Source organism: Microbacterium gorillae (assembly GCF_050990725.1).
GTDB lineage: Bacteria > Actinomycetota > Actinomycetes > Actinomycetales > Microbacteriaceae > Microbacterium > Microbacterium gorillae_A.
The window spans coordinates 1,545,618-1,563,497 of the sequence record NZ_CP158844.1; the positions used below are offsets into that span (position 1 = coordinate 1,545,618).

Genomic DNA, 17,880 nt, shown 5'->3' on the forward strand with positions numbered 1-17,880 from the left:
TGCTGCGCCCCGGCCGGGGCCGCCATCGCCCGTTAGGCTGGAAGGGTGAGCACGCCGCCCTTTGAACCTCTTCGCCCCACCGATCTCGACGTCATGAGCTCGCAGCTCGGTCGGCCGGTGCGCAACGTGGTGGGCGTTGCCGCGCGGTGCGTGTGCGGAAACCCGACCGTGGTGGCCACGGCTCCCCGACTCGAGGACGGCTCGCCGTTCCCGACCTTCTACTACCTCACCCACCCCGCGGCGACCATCGCGATGTCTCAGCTGGAGGCGGAGGGCGTCATGGCCGAGTTCACCGAGCTGCTCGCCGGCGATGAGGAACTGCAAGCGCAGTACCGGCGTGCACACGAAGCCTTCCTGGCGGACCGCGCGCAGTTCGGAGAGGTCGAGGAGATCGCCGGGATCTCATCCGGCGGAATGCCCACCCGCATCAAGTGCCTCCACGCGCTCGCGGGCCACGCGTTGGCGGCGGGTCCGGGTGTGAACCCCATCGGCGATCTTGCGCTCGAGCGCAGCAGCTACTCGCCGGATCGCTGCCAGTGCGCGCAGCCCGGTACGGCATGATCCGCTCGGCGGTCGGGCTCGTGGCCGCGGCGGTCGCCGTGGCCGGTCTCGCCGTCCTGCCGTCATCGGCCGCCGCGATCGAGTCGTCTCCGGCTTCGACTGCCGTTCTCGCCACCACAGCGACCCCCTCGCCGACACCGACCCCCACGCCCACCGTGGACCCGGTGCGCGCCGCCGAGTACTGGCTGCGCGACTACGGCATCGAGGAGGCGTGGAAGACCACGCGCGGTGCCGGGGTGACCATCGCCGTGATCGACACCGGCATCGCCCGCGTGCCCGAACTCGACGGCGCCGTCATCGACGGCACGGACGAATCGGGGATGGGCAGCGACGACGGTCGCACGCCGGTGGGCGTCGTCGACAACAACCACGGAACCTGGGTGGCCTCGCTGGCCGCGGGCCGGGGGACGGGGGCAGACACCGGCATGGTCGGCGTCGCTCCGGAAGCCGATCTGCTCTCGATCTCCGTGGGCTTCGGTGCCACCGCCACGGTGTCTGCCGTGGAGCAGATCGCATCGGCCGTGCGGTGGGCGGTGGACCACGGTGCCGACGTGATCAACCTCTCGCTCACCACCAACACCCTCACCTGGGACGAGTCCTGGGATGAGGCGTTTCAGTATGCGTTCGATCACGACGTCGTCGTGGTCGTCGCGGCGGGCAACCGCGGCAACGGCACGGAGTCGGTCGGAGCTCCCGCCACCATCCCCGGCGTGCTGACCGTTGCGGGCGTGGACCCCGAGGGTCGCGCCAGCGATCGCGCCTCCACCAGCGGCATCACCATCGCCGTCGCCGCCCCCAGCGAGAAGCTGCTGGGCGTGTCCTCGGACGGCAAGGTGGTGGAGTGGGCGGGCACGAGCGGCGCGGCCCCGATCGTCGCCGGCATCGCCGCCCTGGTCCGTGCGGCTCATCCCGACCTGAACGCCGACAACGTCATCAACCGTATTCTGACGACGGCGCAGCATCCGGCGGACGTGGATCAGGACCCCGACCCGCTCTACGGCTACGGCCTCGTCAACGCGGAAGCCGCGGTGAACGCAGATGTTCCCACCATCGACCACAGCCCGCTCGGTCTGACCCTGAAGGAGTGGGTGCGCCTGTATCGCCGTGGCGCGGATGCCGATCCGGAGGTGTCCTCGTCGCTGGCCGCGCCGGTGGCGATCGAGCCGCTCCCGGCCGCCGACGTGCCGGTCAAGGCGAGTGCACCGTTTCTTCCCACCAGATCCACGATTCTGTACGGTACCCTGCCGCTCGTCGCCGCGACCGTCCCTGCTATTCTGGTAGTGCTCGGCGTCAACGCAGCTGCCCGACGCATCCGATCGGCGCGTTCTCAACGCACGCCGAGACAGTGATCATCCAAGGAGTTTTCTTCTCGTGCCCAAAATCCTGATTGTCGGCGGTGGATACGCGGGCTTCTACACCGCGTGGAAGCTGGAAAAGCACCTTCGCAAGGGCGAAGCCGAGGTCACGCTGGTCGACCCGCTTCCCTACATGACGTACCTGCCGTTCCTCCCCGAGGTCGCCGCCGGATCGATCGAGCCGCGTCACGCCGTGGTTGCGCACCGTCGTCACCTGAAGAAGACCAACGTCATCAACGCGAAGGTCACCAACGTCGACCACGCGAACAAGACGGCGACCATCACCCCCGCCGACGGCGAGTCGTACGAGATGACGTACGACCAGATCGTCGTGACGGCCGGATCGGTCTCGCGCACGTTCCCCATCGGTGGCATCGCCGACCACGCGATCGGCATGAAGTCGATCGAGGAGGCGGTCGCGGTGCGCAACCGTCTGATCGAGAACTTCGGTCGCGCTGCGGCGCTTCCGGCCGGTCCCGAGCGCGAGCGTCTGCTCACGGTCGTGGTGGTCGGCGGCGGCTTCGCCGGTATCGAGACGCTCGCAGAGCTGCGCTCGTTCGGCTCCGCCCTGCTCAAGGACTACCCGCAGCTCTCCTTCGACGAGACCCACTTCCACCTCATCGAGGCGATGGGTCGCATCATGCCCGAGGTGTCCCTGCCCACCAGTGAGTGGGTGCTGAAGGACCTCGCCAAGCGCGGTGCGTTCGTCCACCTGGACACCCAGGTCAAGGACGCCACCGACGGCAACGTGCTGCTGTCCACGGGCGAGGTCATCCCGTCCGACCTCATCATCTGGACCGCCGGCGTCATGGCCAACCCGCAGGTCGTGCGCTCCTCGGGCCTGCCCGCGGACGAGCGCGGCCGCATCACGGCGCAGGCCGACCTGCGTGTGATCGACGCCGACAAGAACGTCGTCGAGGGCGCGTGGACCGCCGGTGACGTCGCCGCGGTCCCCGACCTCACCGGTGGCGGCGTGGGCGGGTTCTGCGTGCCCAACGCTCAGCACGCCGTGCGTCAGGCCAAGCGCCTCGCGAAGAACCTCGTCGCCGTCCTGCGTGGCGACGCTCCCGTGGACTACATCCACAAGAACCTCGGCGCGGTGGCCGGTCTCGGCCTGTACGACGGCGTGTTCCAGTCCGGCAAGATCGCGATCAAGGGCTTCCTGGCCTGGGTCGCCCACCGCGGCTACCACGGCCTGGCGATGCCGTCGTGGGAGCGCAAGTGGCGCGTGCTGTGGGGCTGGTGGCACAACCTCTGGCTGGGTCGCGACATCGCTCCGCTGTACAACCTGAACGAGCCGCGCGCGTTCTTCGAGGAGTTCGCCTCCCGTCCGAAGCCGGCTCCGGTTGAGGCGCCCGCTCCGGCGGCCGAGGCAGCGCCCGCGAAGGCCGAGAAGGTCGACGCCGGCAAGTAAGCCGATGACGAAACGGCGGCGGGTGATCCCGCCGCCGTTTCGCATAGCCCCCATAGCCCAACGGCAGAGGCAGGCGACTTAAACTCGCTTCAGTCGGGGTTCGAATCCCCGTGGGGGCACCGGAGTATCAGAATCACGACGCTCTGCGTTCAGTCCGGGAGCTCGGCGCGGCGGTGCATGCGGCCCTCGCCGTCCAACTCGATCACGACGTCGATGCCGAGGCTCGCGAGGAATGCGTAGTCGTGGCTCACGATGAGCAGCGCACCACGGTAGGCCTCTAGCGCCTCGACGAGCTGCTGCACGCTCGCCAGATCGAGATTGTTGGTCGGCTCATCCAGCACGAGCAGCTGTGCCGGCGGGTCCGCCAGCAGCAGACGAGCCAGACAGACACGGAAGCGTTCGCCGCCGGACAGCGTCCGCACCGGGCGGTCGACGCTGTCGCCGCGGAGCAGAAGCCGGGCGAGCTGATTGCGGATCGTGCCGCTGGGCGTGGCCGGAGCCGTCGCCTGGACATTCTGCATCGCGCTGGCATCCTCATCGAGCCCATCGAGGCGCTGGGGGAGATGTCCCACGCGATCGGTCAACAGACGGCCGCGCGGGCGATCCGCAACCCCGGGCGATCCGTCCAGCAGTTGAGCGAGCAGCGTCGACTTGCCGACCCCGTTGGGGCCGATCAGGGCCACGCGTTCCGGGCCCTGGATCACGATCGACTGATCGCCGTCTTCGAGTTCGGCGATTCGACGACCACGCGGCACCTCCGGATCCGGCAGTGTGAGGTGGATGTGCTCGTCGTCGCGCACGCGGGCATCAGCGGCGTCCAGCGCGGCCTGTGCCGCGGCGACCTTGTCATCCAGCGTGCTGCGCAGCGCGCCCGCCGATGCCTGAGCGCGGCTGGCGCGGTTGCCGGCCAGGATCTTCGGAATCCCGCCGTCGCGCTGCGTGCGCTTGCCGGTGCGCTCCCGCCGCGCGAGTTTCGTCTCGGCCTCGATACGCTGACGCTTCTCGACCTTCAGCGCCTGTTGGGCGGATCGCGCGGCCTGCAGGGCAGCTCCCTGCTCCTGGGCCTGGTACTCCTGCCATGCGCTGTACGGACCGCCGAACGACTCGAGGGAGCCGGCATGCAGTTCGGCGATGCTGTCCATGTGCTCCAGCAGCTCGACGTCGTGGCTCACGATCACGAGCGCCCCGGGCCAGTGATCGATGAGATCCGCGAGACGGGCGCGCGTGGGACGGTCGAGGTTGTTGGTCGGTTCGTCCAGCAGGGTGATCGCGGTGCGACGCACGCGCAGGCCGGTGATGGCGATCAGCATCGCCTCGCCACCCGAGATCGTCGCCACACGACGATCGAGATCCCGCGCGGAGAACCCGATCTGCTGCAGCGCTTCGTCGGCGCGGGCCTCGATGTCCCAGTCCTCGCCGATCACATCGAAGTGGGCCTGGTCGATGGAACCCGCCTCGATCGCGCGGATCGCGGTGAGCACCGGGTCGATGCCCAGCAGGTGCGCGATCGTGTCCTCTCCGCGCAGGGTGAGCGTCTGGGGAAGATAGCCGACCTCGCCGCTGGTGTCGATTCGTCCGGCGGTCGGGTGGAGTTCGCCCGCGATCAGGCGGAGGAGCGTGCTCTTGCCCGCCCCGTTGCGGCCGATCAGTCCGGTGCGCCCGAGGCCGAAGGCGCCGGTGGTGCTTTCCAGGGCGACGGTGCCGTCCGGCCAAGCGAAGCGGACATCGTGAAGGGTGATCGTGGATGTGGGAGACATGAATTCTCTTTCTCCGCCGGTGCACGGCGGAAGGATCGATGGGAGTCGTCGACCACGCAGCATCAACACAGGCATCGGTGAATGACAGCCCCGGCACGGTCAGCGACAGCGTGAGCGTCGAGCCGCACGGCGAGTGACGACGACAAGGGAGCGGTGGCAGCCGATGTGCGGGCGAGAGGAAACATCGCCGGGGGCTGCGGAGTGGGCATCGCCAGCCGCAGCGCGTCATCGTGAAAGCGCCACCGTGAGAGCGGTGGCTAGGCTCTATCGACCTCGATCAGCTCCATCGGACCGACGCTATCAGAATCCGGAGGAGCTCAGCCGAGGGCAGCCACCTGTGAGACGTCGATGAATTGGATAGGATTTCTCTTGTCGCGCACGCAGCGCGGCTTCATCTGAGGGGGAAACATGCGCCGTTCCATCACGCTGTCCATGCTCGCTGCCACCGTGGTGCTCGCAGCCACCGGTCTCGTCGGCTGCACTGGCGGTGCCGCGAACGCCAACCAGTCCGTCGAGGACGCCTGCAAGGTCGTGCAGACCGAGATGACGTCGTTCCAGACCGAGATGGCGGGCCTTGCTGGCGAGCTCACCTCGGGTGACACGGACGCGGCCAAGAAGGCGTTCAGCACGGTCACCACCAAGCTGGACGACATCGCGGGCAAGGTCGGCAACGCCGAGGTCAAGGACGCGATCTCCGGCATGTCGCAGGCTTTCGGGACGGTGGTCGAGGGGCTTTCGGGCTCCACCCCGGATCCGTCGCTGCTCACCGAGCTGTCGGACTCCGCGAGCAAGCTCCAGACGCTCTGCCCCGGGCTCAACTGACCGAAAGCACACAAGCGCCACGGGAGATCCTCGCCGTCATCGGCGGGGATCTCCTCATGTTCGGCTCGCGTGTGTTCGAGGTGCTTCCCAACATGCGGGAGACAGGTCCTAGGCTGATCCCGTGATCCCGCTCACCACCGCATCCCCCGACCCCCTCGCCTGGCAGTCTCCCGACTCCTGGTGGCCCGCACTGTCGCAGGCCACCGCCGGCATCCCCGCCCCTGTCGCCGTCGTGTCGCACGAGGCACTGACGTACAACACCGCCGACCTCCTGGTCCGCTCCGGCGGTGTGCCGATCCGCGTCGCGAGCAAGTCCATCCGTGTGCGCTCTGTGCTGGATGCCGTGCTCGCGATGCCGGGCTATCGCGGCATCCTGGCCTTCACGCTGGCGGAGGCGCTGTGGCTCGCCGAGGATCACGACGACGTGGTGCTCGGCTACCCCACGGCCGACCGCGAGGCCATCGCGCGCCTGGCCGCCGATGAGCGCCTCGCCTCGCGAATCACGCTGATGGTGGATGACGAGGCTCAGCTGGACCTGGTGGACTCGGTCGTCGCCCCAGCGCAACGGCCCGCGATCCGTGTGGCGATCGACGTGGACGCGTCATGGGAGGCCCCCGCTCTCGGCCATCTCGGCGTCTTCCGTTCCCCGCTGTTCACCGCGGGTGACGCCGCCTCTTTCGCGCGTCGGATCGTGGCGCGCACCGGCTTCCGGCTGGTCGGTCTCATGATGTACGAAGCCCAGATCGCCGGGCAGGGCGACAAGACCGGATCCGGTGACGGCGTGATCCGCTGGATGCAGCGCCGCTCGGGGCAGGAACTCCGGGTCCGCCGCGGGGCCATCGTCGACGCCGTGAGCGCCATCACCCCGCTGGAGTTCGTCAACGGCGGCGGCACCGGTTCGCTCGAATACACCTCCGACGACGAAGCCGTCACTGAGGTCACCGCTGGGTCCGGGCTCTTCGGTGGACACCTGTTCGACGGGTACCGCGCCTTCACGCCGGCGCCGGCGGCTGCGTTCGCGTTCGACGTGGTGCGCCGTCCGCGGCCGGATATCGCCACCGTGCTGGGAGGGGGATGGATCGCATCCGGGCCGCCCCTGGCCTCGCGACAGCCGCTGCCCGTCTGGCCGAGCGGATTGCGCATGCAGGCGCGCGAGGGCGCGGGGGAGGTGCAGACACCGCTGCAGGGCGACAACGCCCGCGACCTGCGCGTCGGAGATCGCGTGTGGTTCCGCCACGCCAAGAGCGGCGAGGGATCGGAGCGCGTGCTCCGATACCATCTGGTGCACGACGGGAAAGTCATCGACGAGCTTCCCACCTACCGCGGCGAAGGAAAGGCGTTCCTGTGACACGACTCGGCGGGAGCTGGCAGAACTGGGGTCGGAGCGCGAGGATCACGCCTCAGCGGGTGGAGCGACCTCGAACGCCGGAAGCGGTGCAGCGCGCCGTTGTCGCCGCCGGCCAGCGCGGGTTGGAGCTCAAGGCCGTCGGTGCCGGGCACTCGTTCACCGGTATCGCCGTGGCACCGGGAGTCCTGCTCGACCTGAGCGATCTGACCGGCCTGGTCAGCGCGGATGCCACAACGGGACGCGTCACGCTGCTGGCGGGCACGCGACTGCACCAGATCCCTCGACTGCTGGCACCGTTCGGGCTGGCGATGCAGAATCTCGGCGACATCGATCGGCAGTCGATCTCTGGCGCCATCTCCACGGGAACCCATGGCACCGGTGCCGGATTCGGCGGGCTCGCAACGCAGGTGGTCGGTGTCACGGTGATCACCGCGGCCGGCGAGTTCCTGCGCATCGACGAGGAACACCAGCCGGAGCTGCTGGGAGCTTTCGCGCTCGGACTCGGCGCGCTCGGGATCCTGGTGGAGGTGACGCTGCAGTGCGTGCCCGCGTTCGTGCTGCACGCGGTTGAGCGACCGGAACCGCTTCAGGACGTTCTCGAAACAGTGCACGAACGCGTGGCTGAGGCGGACCACTTCGAGTTCTACTGGTTCCCGCACACCGAAATCGCACTGACCAAGACCGACACGCGGCTCCCGGAGTCGGCGGTGCGCCATCCGCTGCCGACCGTGGGGAAGTGGCTGGATGAGACGGTCCTCTCCAACGGCGTGTACCGCGTGGCGTGCGCTGCCGGCACCGCGGTTCCGGCCGTGATCCCACCGTTCAGTCGGCTGGCGACGAAGCTCACCGGCAACCGGGAGTACACCGATCTGTCCCACCGGGTCCTGACCCAGAGCCGGACGGTTCGCTTCCGCGAGATGGAGTACGCGCTGCCGGACACGGAGGTCGTGCCCGCGTTCCGCGAGCTGACCGAGCTCATCGATCGGCGCGGCTGGCGGATCTCCTTCCCGGTGGAGGTGCGCTTCGCCGCCGCTGACGACCGGTGGCTGTCGACCGCACACGATCGACCGAGCGCGTACATCGCGGTGCACCGTTACTGGCGGGAGGATCCCAGCGCCTACTTCACGGCCGTGGAGGAGATCATGAGTGCTCACGGCGGCCGGCCGCACTGGGGCAAGATGCACACCCGCACCGCCGAGGATCTCCGCGAGGTGTACCCGCGTTTCGACGACTTCGTCGCCCTGCGCGATCGCCTGGACCCGGACCGGCTGTTCCGCAACCGCTATCTGGACCGCGTACTCGGCGCATGAATGCGCGGCGCGGCTCCCGCTGCGCCGCCTTCGAGTGATCTCTGAGAAATCGCGCACGCGCAGTGGGCGCGCGATGCGCCGATAGAATGTCTGTGACCTAAGGGGGTTCAGCAAACATGGACATGCTGGCTTGGCTCGTTCCGGTGCTGGTGATCGTTCTGATCGCCGTCATCGTCGGCATCTATCTGTGGGCGACCTACAACTCGCTCGTGCAGCTCAACGTGCGCGTCGACGAGGCGTGGAGCGACATCACCGTTCAGCTGAAGCGTCGCGCCGACATGATCCCCGGTCTCATTGAAACGGTGAAGGGATACGCCGCGCATGAACGCGTGGTGTTCGAGAACGTCACCCAGGCACGCGCGGAGACGCTCTCCGCGCAGTCGCCCGGCGCTGCCGGCGTCGCCGAGGGGCACCTGCAGAACGCTCTGAAGAGCCTGTTCGCGGTGGCCGAGGCCTACCCCCAGCTGCAGGCCAGCCAGAACTTCCTGCAGCTGCAGCGCGCCATCGTCGACACCGAGGACAAGATCCAGGCGTCACGCCGCTTCTACAACGGCGGTGTGCGGGAGCTGAACACCAAGATCAAGGTGTTCCCGAACAACCTCTTCGCCCGCAACCTCGGCTTCTCCGAGCGGGAGTTCTTCGAGGTCATCGACGGGGCCGGCATCGCCGAGCCGCCGCGCATCCAGTTCTGAATCCGGGGTGTCCGGAGAGAAACGCCCGTCAGTCCGACGGGCGTTTCTTCGTGTGACGGGCTACCTGGTCCCTCGGTCGTGGCGTCCGCGGTGCTCGGGGTGCAGGGCGAGCGCGTCGGCCACGGCGTCGGCGGCATCTCCCCATCGACCCACGCTGATTCGTTCCAGGCCTTTCCAGGTCGCGGCCCGGCGCAGCTCATCGGCGATGCGCTCGACGACGGCCGGGCGCGGCTCTCCGTCCCACCAGGCGGACTGGACCAGAAGCTCTGACCGGGCGCGATCGGCCTTCAGGTCGACGCGTGCCACGAGCTGGTCGTCGATGAGCATGGGAAGCGAGTAGTAGCCGTACCTGCGACGCGGCTCCGGGGTGTAGATCTCGATGCGGTACTCGACTCCGAACAGCCGTTCCGTGCGGTCGCGGAACCACACCACGGGGTCGAAGGGCGTCAGGAGGGCGGCGGCGGACACCTTCCGCGGCACGCGCGCATCGCGATGGATCCAGGCGGGAAGGGGCCGGCCGTTGCGTTCCCACCCCTCTACGCGGACGGGGACGGCGATGCCGGTGTCTTCGAGATCCCGCAGGGCCGCCAGCACCTCGGCACGGCTGAGGCGGTGGTAGTCGGCGATGTCGGCGGCGGTGGCCACACCATGGAATGCGAGCCCGCGCGCGGTGAGCTCGCGGATGGCGTCCGCACGGGGGACGGGGGCGGCGAGAACCTCAGCGGGGATCACATCGGAGGCGAGTGCATAACGTCGTTCGAACCCGCGCCGACCCGCGATCGCCACTTCACCGGCGAGGAAAAGGCGCTCCAGCGCCCGCTTCGTCGCGCTCCAGTCCCACCACGGTCCGCGGGGACCGGTCGCCGCGTCCTGCTCGATCTCCGCCGGGCGCGACGGCCCTCGCTGAGCCAGCTCGGCACGCACCCAGTCCAGCGTCTGCTGATTGGCCTGGGCCCACGGATCACGAGCGGACACACGAGGCGCGTACTCGTCCATACGGAAGCGCCAGAGTCCCCAGTCAGCCGTGGGGATGACGGTCGCGACATGCGCCCAGTACTCCGTGTAGGACGCGTGGGAGCCGAACGCCAGCCGATCGAGCATGGTGGTGTCGTAGGCCCCCAGCCGCGAGAAGAAGGGCATGTAGTGGCTTCGTGAGAAGACGTTGACCGAGTCGATCTGCAGGACGCCCACCCGTCTCATCACGGCGTGCAGCGACGCCGGCGATACGCGCGCCGGGTGTGCGGAGCCGAACCCCTGCGCGGCGAGTGCGGTGCGGCGGGCGGCGGCGAGCGACAGTGTTTCAGGCACGGCGCTCAGCGTATCGCCAGCCTCCGACACCCGTAGAATCTATGCATGAGCGATCCGAATCCTCGTCCCGGCTTCTTCGAATCGCTGCGCACTCGTGTGGAGACGCCCTCCGACGGAGCCCTCGTCCCCAGCGCGCTGCGCGTGACCACCGCGTACGCCTGGCGAATCCTCGTGATCGCCGGAGCCGTGGCTCTCGTGATCTGGCTGGTGATGCAGCTCAAGCTGCTGGTGATTCCGATCCTCGTCGCGCTGCTGATCACGGCTTTGCTGTGGCCGGCGTTCACCTGGCTGATCAAGCGCGGGCTGCCGCGCTGGCTGGCGATCGTGATCTCCGTGCTCGGCACACTCGTGATCGTGGGCGGACTGCTCACGCTGGCCATCTGGCAGATCTCGCAGCAGGCCACGGCCGTGAAGGACCGCGCCATCGAGGGCTGGGAGATGCTGCGCGAGTGGCTCATCACCGGGCCGTTCACGCTCAGCCCCGAGCAGATCGATGCCTTCATGAAGCAGGCGCAGGAGACGCTCGCCGAGCAGCAGGAACTCCTCCTCAACGGTGCCCTCGCCGTCGGCTCCACGGCGGCTCACATCGGTACCGGTGCCGTTCTGGCCCTCTTCGTGCTGCTCTGCCTGCTCGCCGATGGCGGCGGAATCTGGAAGTGGGTCGTCCGCCTGTTCCCGCGCACCGCTCGTGCTGCCGCGGACGGATCAGGGCGACTCGGGTGGCGAACGGTCGTCAATTACGCCCGCACTCAGCTGCTCGTCGCCGTGATCGACGCGGTGGGAATCGGCCTGTCGGCGTTCTTCCTCGGCGTTCCGCTCGCGGTGCCGATCGGCATCCTCGTCTTCCTCGGCTCCTTCGTTCCAATCGTCGGTGCCGTTGTCACGGGGTTCATCGCCGTGCTCATCGCCCTGGTGTACAACGGCTGGCTGATCGCGGTGATCATGCTCGCCGCCGTGCTCGCGGTGCAGCAGCTCGAAGGTCACGTGCTGCAGCCGTTCCTGATGGGCTCAGCCGTGAAGGTCCACCCGCTCGCGGTCGTGCTGGTGGTGGCCGGCGGCACGATGGTCGCCGGAATCCCCGGCGCCCTCTTCGCCGTTCCGCTCGCGGCTTTCATCAACGTGGTCGCTGTCTCGCTCTCCAGCGGAGCGTGGCGCAGCGGCACTCTCAGCCAGGATCAGCTGATCTGGCGTCAGGTTCCCACAGAAAGGCGGGCCCGATGACGTACGGACCCCTGTTGTCCGACATCGAGTCCGCGGCCGAGAGCCTCAAGCCTCATATCGGCCACACCCCGCTCGAGTTCAGCCAGCATCTGTCGGATCTCCTCGGATCGCGCGTGATGCTGAAGATGGAGAACCTCCAGCGGACGGGCTCGTTCAAAGTGCGCGGTGCCACGTACCGGCTCTCTCGGCTGTCGGAGGAGGAGCGCTCACACGGTGTGGTTGCCGCGTCCGCCGGCAACCATGCGCAGGGTGTGGCACTCGCTGCGCGGGAGCTGGGCATCCCGGCGACCATCTTCATGCCGCTTGGCGTCCCGGTGCCGAAGCTCCTCTCCACGCGCGGCTACGGTGCCGAGGTGGTCCTCGAGGGCGAGACGGTGGAGACCCCGCTGCGGCTCGCGAAGGAGTTCGCCGAGCGCACCGGTGCGATCTTCATCCCGCCCTACGACCACCGCGACGTGATCGTCGGCCAGGGAACACTCGGCCTGGAGATCATGGAAGACGCTCCTGACGTGGAGACGGTCATCATGGGCATCGGGGGCGGCGGCCTCATCGCCGGCGTCGCTGCGGCCATCAAGGAGAAGGCTGCCGCGGAGGGTCGCACCGTCCGCATCATCGGCGTGCAGGCGGAGAATGCGGCACCGTTCCCGGTGTCGCTGGAGGCGGGGGCTCCCGTCGAGGTGGTCACCAAGCCCACCATCGCGGACGGCATCTACGTGGCGCGCCCCGGTGATGTTCCGTTCGAGATCATCCGCGAGCTCGTCGACGAGGTCGTGACCGTCTCTGACGACGACATCGCGCGCGCCATCGTGGCGCTGCTTGAGCGCGCCAAGGTGGTCGTGGAGCCCGCCGGCGCGGTGGGCGTCGCTGCCATCATGGCCGGGAAGGTGCAGGCCGCCGGCACCGCCGTCGTGATCCTCTCCGGAGGAAACATCGACCCGATGCTGCTGCAGCGCGTCGTCGCACACGGGTTGGCCGCCTCGGGTCGCTACATGACCATCCGCATCCCCCTGCCGGATCGCCCCGGTCAGCTGTCGCGGGTGTCGGAGATCGTGTCCCAGGCGGGAGCGAACGTGGTGGAGGTACAGCACACCCGCCACGGCCAGGGATTGCAGATCAGTCAGGTCAGCCTGCAGATCAGTGTGGAGACGCGCGGCGAGGAGCACAAGGAGCTCACCCTGCGCGCGCTGCGCGACGGGGGATTCGCTCCCGTCGTCATCAACGAGTGATACAAGCCCAGAGCCCCGCACACGCGAACTGACGCGGTGTGCGGGGCTCTGGGCTTGCTACGGGACTCGCGGCTCTACTGACCGTTGTAGGTCTCGACCTTGACGATCTCCACGGGGATCTCGCGGCCGTTGGGAGCGGTGTAGCTGCCCTTCTCGCCCTCCTTGAGGCCGAGGATGGCGGCACCCAGCGGGCTGACCTCGCTGTAGACATCGAGCTCGCTGCCGGCGGCGATCTCGCGGTTGCCCAGCAGGAAGACCTCTTCGTCACCCATGATGAGTGCGGTGATCACGGTGCCGGGCTCGACGATGCCACGGCTGGCGGGAGCCTCGCCCACGCGCGCGTTCTTCAGCAGCGACTGGAGGGTGCGAATGCGCGCCTCCTGCTTGCCCTGCTCGTCCTTGGCGGCGTGGTAACCGCCGTTCTCCTTCAGATCGCCCTCTTCACGAGCGATCTCGATGCGCTTGGCGATCTCATCGCGTCCCACCGTCGAGAGGTGTTCCAGCTCGGACACGAGCCGATCGTAGGCGTCCTGCGTGAGGAACGTGACCTGTGCGTCATCAGACATGGCGATCCTTCCCAGGGGGAGGTATATGGAAAAGACGCCCAGCGTGGCAGGGCGTCGGTCTGGTCAGTCTACGAAACTCCGTGGCCGAGGGCCAAACCGGGCGGGTGCCGGTCAGGAGGTCCAGCAGCCTTCGACGAGACCGGTCGTCGCCTCTGCGACGGTGCGGATGATCTCCGTATGACGCTGCTGGTGCGACTCACCCGACTCATATCGGATCACGCGGAAACCAACGATGCCCTGCTCCGGATCCAGCGCCTGCAGCGCACAGGTGACGTCCGTGCCCGGCGTCGTGGAGAACTGGAAGTCCACCGACACCGCGTGCGAATCGGTCACCTCGTAGCCGAGGTTGTCGACCGTGACCGAGTACAGCGATCCGCGCACGGTCATCCAGCCGAGCGCGCCCACGATGATCGCGCCCACCACGGCCACCGCGATCCACCACGCCCGCCGACGGGCGGGGGAGCGGGTGCGGCCGTACCGGTCATCGAGCATTGCGGTGGTCGTCATGGCGTCCAATCGAAGATTAGGCTGGAGTTCCAGGCTAACCTCCCGCGAAAGGGAAAGCAGACCCGATGCACGCATTCGAGGCAATCGTTCGATCGACCTCCACCCCCATTCCGACGCCCACGATGACGGTTCCCGCCGAGTCCGTGACGCCGGGAGTCGCTGGATTCCTCGTCATCGCTCTGCTCGTCGTCGGAGTGTTCGTGCTCGTGTGGGACATGCAGCGTCGGATCCGCCGTGCGCGTTACCGCGACGAGGTCAATGAGCAGCTCGATCGCGAGGCGGCGGAGGCGGCGCGGCAGACCGAGGACGACACGAAGTAAGACCCGCTATGCGGGAACGCCGAGCGAGGGACGCAGCGGCTCCAACGCGATGAGCAGGCACGCGGTCCAGTGGCAGAGGAACGCCAGCACCGTGCACACGTGGAAGATCTCGTGGAAGCCGAAATGTCCCGGCCACGGGTTCGGCTTCTTCAGCGCGTAGACCACGGCGCCGCCGGAGTACAGGAGTCCACCGACCACCACGAGCACCATCATCGCGACGTTGGCGTTCAGCAGATCAACGATGTACATGATGGCTGCCCAGCCCAGCAGCAGGTAGATCGCGACATACAGCCAGCGCGGGGCATTGATCCAGAACACCCGGAACAGGATGCCCAGCACAGTGCCGGACCACACCAGGACAAGCAGCAGCAGGCCCTTCTCCGGTGGCAACGCGAGCACGGCGATCGGTGTGTACGTCCCGGCGATCAGCAACAGGATGTTCGCATGATCGATCCGCTTCAGGACCATCTTGGTGGTGGGACCCCAGTTGAAGCGGTGGTAGAGCGCGGAGTTGCCGAACAGGAGCATGGAGGTGGCCATGAACACCACGCTCGCCCACTTCGCCGGAGCTCCCTGCGCGAGGCAGATGAGCACGATCCCCGCAGCGATCGTCACCGGGAAGGTGCCGGCATGGATCCAGCCGCGCCAGCTGGGCTTGATCTCGATGGTCGCGTCGGAGGCCGCGACTTCCAGCAGGGGAAGCTTCGGCACCGGGGGCGGGGTGTTCTCGCTCGTCACGTTCTGAGCGTACGACTCGCAGCATTCCGTCGGCTGTACATATTCACGGTGTGAAGTCGGCTCCGGCCCCGCCGTGCTCATGTGTCATCCATCCGCGAGCGGTAGCGTAGGGGAGTGAGCACAACGGGTCGATCCGAGGGCGCCGGTTTCCTGTACCGGCTGTACGGTTCACGACTCCGGCGACAGATCAATCCCGCCAAGGTCCCGCGTCATGTCGCGATGATGATCGACGGCAATCGGCGGTGGGCACGTCAGCTGGGATTTCCGAGCCCTGCGCACGGCCACCGCGCCGGTGCGGTCAAGATGCAGGAGTTCCTGCGGTGGTGTGACGACCTCGGCATCTCGGTGGTGTCTCTGTACCTGCTGTCGGCAGACAACCTCCGAAAACGTGACTCCCAGGAACTCGACGAACTCATCCAGATCATCGCGGAACTCGCCGATGCGCTCTCGCGGGAGGCCGGATGGCGGGTGCAGATCGTCGGGCGCCTGGAACTGCTGCCCGAGACCCTGCGCGTCGCGCTGACCGAGGTCGCGGAGCGCACCGCGAACAACGTCGGCATGCACGTGAACCTTGCGGTGGGCTATGGCGGACGCAACGAGATCGTCGATGCCGTGCGCAAGATCATCGAGAAGCACGATGCGCGCGGGGCGTCGATGGAGGAGCTTGCGGCCAACCTGACGCCGGAGATGCTGGGGGAGCACCTCTACACGGGTGGACAGCCCGACCCGGATCTCGTGATCCGCACGTCCGGCGAGCAGCGGTTGAGTGACTTCCTGCTGTGGCAGAGCGCGCACAGCGAGTTCTACTTCGTCGAGGCTCTCGGTCCTGACCTTCGCGAGGTCGATTTCCTCCGCGCCATCCGCGACTACGGAGATCGTGACCGTCGCTTCGGCAGCTGAACGTCGGTCACCTTCCGTTCACCCGCCGTCCTCCGACACGCCACGCCCGGATGTAGCGACCAGGGCTCCGGGGCGCTAGCGTCTGAGCATCGGGCAAGGTGCTCGATCGAGTCGGCTGTGATACCGGACTCGTGGCTCTCGGCCGACGCGATTGATCCGGATGGATCCGGGTTGGGGGTCGGTTGTGACCAATGCAACAGGACAGCGGCACCAGCAGCGGACGCGGCGCGTCAGCACGGATGCGAGCGAGGTGCGCCTGCGCACCTACGTGATCGACACCTCCGTGCTGCTCAGCGATCCACGCGCGCTGTTCCGTTTCGCGGAGCATTCGGTGGTGTTGCCCGTCACGGTGATCAGCGAACTCGAAGGCAAGCGCAACGACCCGGAACTGGGCTATTTCGCTCGCCAGGCGCTGCGCCACCTCGACGACCTGCGAATCGAACACGGCCGCCTCGACTTTCCGGTCGAGGTGGGATCCGGCGGGACGCTGCGGGTCGAACTCGCGAACACAGACACCAGCGTGCTTCCCGCGGGCATTCGGCTGACGGACAACGACACGCGCATTCTCGCCGTCGCGATGCACCTTCAGGAGGCGGGCGAGGACGTCACGATCGTCTCCAAGGACCTCCCGATGCGGGTGAAGGCGGCCTCACTCGGGCTGGAAGCCGAGGAGTACCTTGCCGAGCAGGCCGCGCATTCCGGCTGGAGCGGCATGGCGACCATCCACCTGGGTTCCGACGAGATCGCCGATCTCTACGACTCCGAGGTGGGTTCGCACCCGGACGCCGCCGGCCTGCCGGTGAACACCGGGTTGGTGCTGCACTCGGATCGAGGCTCGGCGCTGGCACGCGTGACCGGTGATGGCGAGTTCCGCCTGGTGCGGGGTGACCGCGAGGCGTTCGGACTGCACGGACGTTCGGCCGAGCAGCGCATTGCGCTGGATCTGCTGCTGGACCCGGAGGTCGGCATCGTCTCCCTCGGCGGCCGCGCGGGGACGGGAAAGTCGGCGCTGGCGCTCTGCGCTGGGCTGGAGGCCGTGCTGGAGCGGCAGCAGCAGAAGAAGATCATCGTGTTCCGCCCCCTGTTCGCGGTCGGCGGGCAGGAGCTCGGCTATCTTCCCGGCGACCAGGGCGAGAAGATGTCGCCCTGGGGGCAGGCGGTGTTCGACACTCTCGGCTCCGTGGTCAGCGGCAACGTCATGGAAGAGGTGCTCGAACGGGGACTTCTCGAAGTGCTGCCGCTGACGCACATCCGTGGACGCTCCCTCCATGACGCGTTCGTGATCGTGGATGAGGCGCAGTCGTTGGAGCGCAACGTGCTGCTGACGGTGCTCAGCCGCATCGGTCAGAACTCCCGCGTCGTCCTCACGCACGACGTCGCCCAGCGCGACAACCTCCGCGTGGGACGCCACGACGGTATCGCCTCGGTGATCGAGACGCTGACGGGTCACGGACTCTTCGCACACGTCACTTTGACGCGTTCGGAGCGCTCCGCGATCGCAGCGCTCGTAACGGAGCTCTTGGAAGATGGAGAGCTGGCCTGACGCCTCGCAAAGATGAGAACAGTCTCACGGTGTTGTCACTATGCTGAAGCGCCGAAACAGGGACAATGGAGATGTCGGCTTTTTGCTGACGTGTATCCCATCTCCCCGGGAGTAACAGAATACGAGGAACTCTCACTGCTTCGGGTGCGGTGAGCATAACGAGCGGTTCGGGTCCGCTCACCTCGGCCCCCCGGCACCATGTGCCGGGGGTTTCTGTTTGTCCCGGCGACGATCAGAGCCCAGGGATCCAGGTGAGTCCGAGAGAGGCATCTCGCGGACTCACCCGAATCCC

General features: G+C 67.7%; 17 protein-coding genes and 1 tRNA gene. 13 read left to right on the plus strand and 5 right to left on the minus strand.

The features are described 5' to 3' along the window. The first annotated feature begins 45 nt into the window (after positions 1–45). The 4 genes from ABTV68_RS06775 to ABTV68_RS06790 all read left to right on the plus strand — a co-directional run bounded on the left by ABTV68_RS06775 (position 46) and on the right by ABTV68_RS06790 (position 3,449). Entirely contained in the window at positions 46–561 is a 516-nt protein-coding gene (locus tag ABTV68_RS06775) for a DUF501 domain-containing protein (protein ID WP_433676848.1), read from the plus strand. Beyond that, complete coding sequence (locus tag ABTV68_RS06780; RefSeq protein ID WP_433677566.1) at positions 531–1,910, plus strand: S8 family serine peptidase; 1,380 nt, start codon at positions 531–533, stop codon at positions 1,908–1,910. The genes ABTV68_RS06775 and ABTV68_RS06780 overlap by 31 nt, the downstream gene beginning before the upstream one ends. Positions 1,911–1,932: 22 nt before the next feature. Then, the gene (locus tag ABTV68_RS06785; RefSeq protein ID WP_433676849.1) at positions 1,933–3,330 is read left to right on the plus strand and encodes an NAD(P)/FAD-dependent oxidoreductase; all 1,398 of its coding nucleotides are present in this window, start codon (positions 1,933–1,935) and stop codon (positions 3,328–3,330) included. Between the two features lie 46 nt (positions 3,331–3,376). Further along, positions 3,377–3,449 (plus strand) — tRNA-Leu (locus ABTV68_RS06790). Positions 3,450–3,479: 30 nt separating this feature from the next. On the opposite strand, the gene ABTV68_RS06795 is transcribed toward ABTV68_RS06790, so the two are convergent. Then, on the minus strand, positions 3,480–5,087 hold the full coding sequence (locus ABTV68_RS06795) for an ABC-F family ATP-binding cassette domain-containing protein (protein WP_433676850.1): 1,608 nt from the start codon (positions 5,085–5,087) through the stop codon (positions 3,480–3,482). A gap of 408 nt (positions 5,088–5,495) precedes the next feature. On the opposite strand from ABTV68_RS06795, the gene ABTV68_RS06800 reads away from it, so the two are divergent. The 4 genes from ABTV68_RS06800 (at position 5,496) to ABTV68_RS06815 (ending at position 9,259) form a co-directional block, all read left to right on the plus strand. After that, complete coding sequence (locus tag ABTV68_RS06800) at positions 5,496–5,909, plus strand: hypothetical protein (protein ID WP_433676851.1); 414 nt, start codon at positions 5,496–5,498, stop codon at positions 5,907–5,909. A 121-nt stretch (positions 5,910–6,030) separates the two neighbouring features. Next, on the plus strand, positions 6,031–7,257 hold the full coding sequence (locus tag ABTV68_RS06805) for an alanine racemase (protein ID WP_433676852.1): 1,227 nt from the start codon (positions 6,031–6,033) through the stop codon (positions 7,255–7,257). After that, positions 7,254–8,567, plus strand: a complete 1,314-nt coding sequence (locus ABTV68_RS06810) for a D-arabinono-1,4-lactone oxidase (protein ID WP_433676853.1) — start codon at positions 7,254–7,256, stop codon at positions 8,565–8,567. The genes ABTV68_RS06805 and ABTV68_RS06810 overlap by 4 nt, the downstream gene beginning before the upstream one ends. 125 nt (positions 8,568–8,692) lie before the next feature. Beyond that, positions 8,693–9,259, plus strand: coding sequence for a LemA family protein (locus ABTV68_RS06815; protein ID WP_433677567.1), 567 nt, complete (start codon positions 8,693–8,695; stop codon positions 9,257–9,259). A gap of 60 nt (positions 9,260–9,319) precedes the next feature. Here the strand turns inward: ABTV68_RS06815 and ABTV68_RS06820 are convergent, their stop codons facing one another. Continuing rightward, positions 9,320–10,567: a winged helix-turn-helix domain-containing protein gene (locus ABTV68_RS06820; protein WP_433676854.1), complete on the minus strand. Its 1,248-nt coding sequence runs from the start codon at positions 10,565–10,567 to the stop codon at positions 9,320–9,322. Between the two features lie 45 nt (positions 10,568–10,612). On the opposite strand from ABTV68_RS06820, the gene ABTV68_RS06825 reads away from it, so the two are divergent. Then, on the plus strand, positions 10,613–11,788 hold the full coding sequence (locus tag ABTV68_RS06825; RefSeq protein ID WP_433676855.1) for an AI-2E family transporter: 1,176 nt from the start codon (positions 10,613–10,615) through the stop codon (positions 11,786–11,788). After that, the gene (ilvA, locus tag ABTV68_RS06830; protein WP_433676856.1) at positions 11,785–13,014 is read left to right on the plus strand and encodes a threonine ammonia-lyase; all 1,230 of its coding nucleotides are present in this window, start codon (positions 11,785–11,787) and stop codon (positions 13,012–13,014) included. Before ABTV68_RS06825 ends, ilvA begins: the two co-directional genes overlap by 4 nt. Positions 13,015–13,088: 74 nt before the next feature. Here ilvA and greA read toward each other — a convergent pair whose 3' ends face one another. Next, positions 13,089–13,580, minus strand: a complete 492-nt coding sequence (gene greA, locus ABTV68_RS06835) for a transcription elongation factor GreA (RefSeq protein WP_433676857.1) — start codon at positions 13,578–13,580, stop codon at positions 13,089–13,091. A gap of 111 nt (positions 13,581–13,691) precedes the next feature. After that, positions 13,692–14,087: a DUF4307 domain-containing protein gene (locus ABTV68_RS06840; protein WP_433676858.1), complete on the minus strand. Its 396-nt coding sequence runs from the start codon at positions 14,085–14,087 to the stop codon at positions 13,692–13,694. Positions 14,088–14,152: 65 nt separating this feature from the next. Here ABTV68_RS06840 and ABTV68_RS06845 point away from each other — a divergent pair, with 65 nt between their 5' ends. Beyond that, positions 14,153–14,407: a hypothetical protein gene (locus ABTV68_RS06845; RefSeq protein ID WP_433676859.1), complete on the plus strand. Its 255-nt coding sequence runs from the start codon at positions 14,153–14,155 to the stop codon at positions 14,405–14,407. A 6-nt stretch (positions 14,408–14,413) separates the two neighbouring features. Here the strand turns inward: ABTV68_RS06845 and trhA are convergent, their stop codons facing one another. After that, positions 14,414–15,118 (minus strand): PAQR family membrane homeostasis protein TrhA, encoded by a 705-nt coding sequence (trhA, locus tag ABTV68_RS06850; RefSeq protein ID WP_433677568.1) that lies wholly within the window; start codon positions 15,116–15,118, stop codon positions 14,414–14,416. Between the two features lie 141 nt (positions 15,119–15,259). Between trhA and ABTV68_RS06855 the strand changes: the two genes are divergently transcribed. Both ABTV68_RS06855 and ABTV68_RS06860 read left to right on the plus strand, forming a co-directional pair. After that, on the plus strand, positions 15,260–16,045 hold the full coding sequence (locus ABTV68_RS06855; RefSeq protein WP_433676860.1) for an isoprenyl transferase: 786 nt from the start codon (positions 15,260–15,262) through the stop codon (positions 16,043–16,045). A 184-nt stretch (positions 16,046–16,229) separates the two neighbouring features. Further along, positions 16,230–17,588, plus strand: coding sequence for a PhoH family protein (locus ABTV68_RS06860; RefSeq protein ID WP_433676861.1), 1,359 nt, complete (start codon positions 16,230–16,232; stop codon positions 17,586–17,588). Positions 17,589–17,880: the final 292 nt, after the last annotated feature.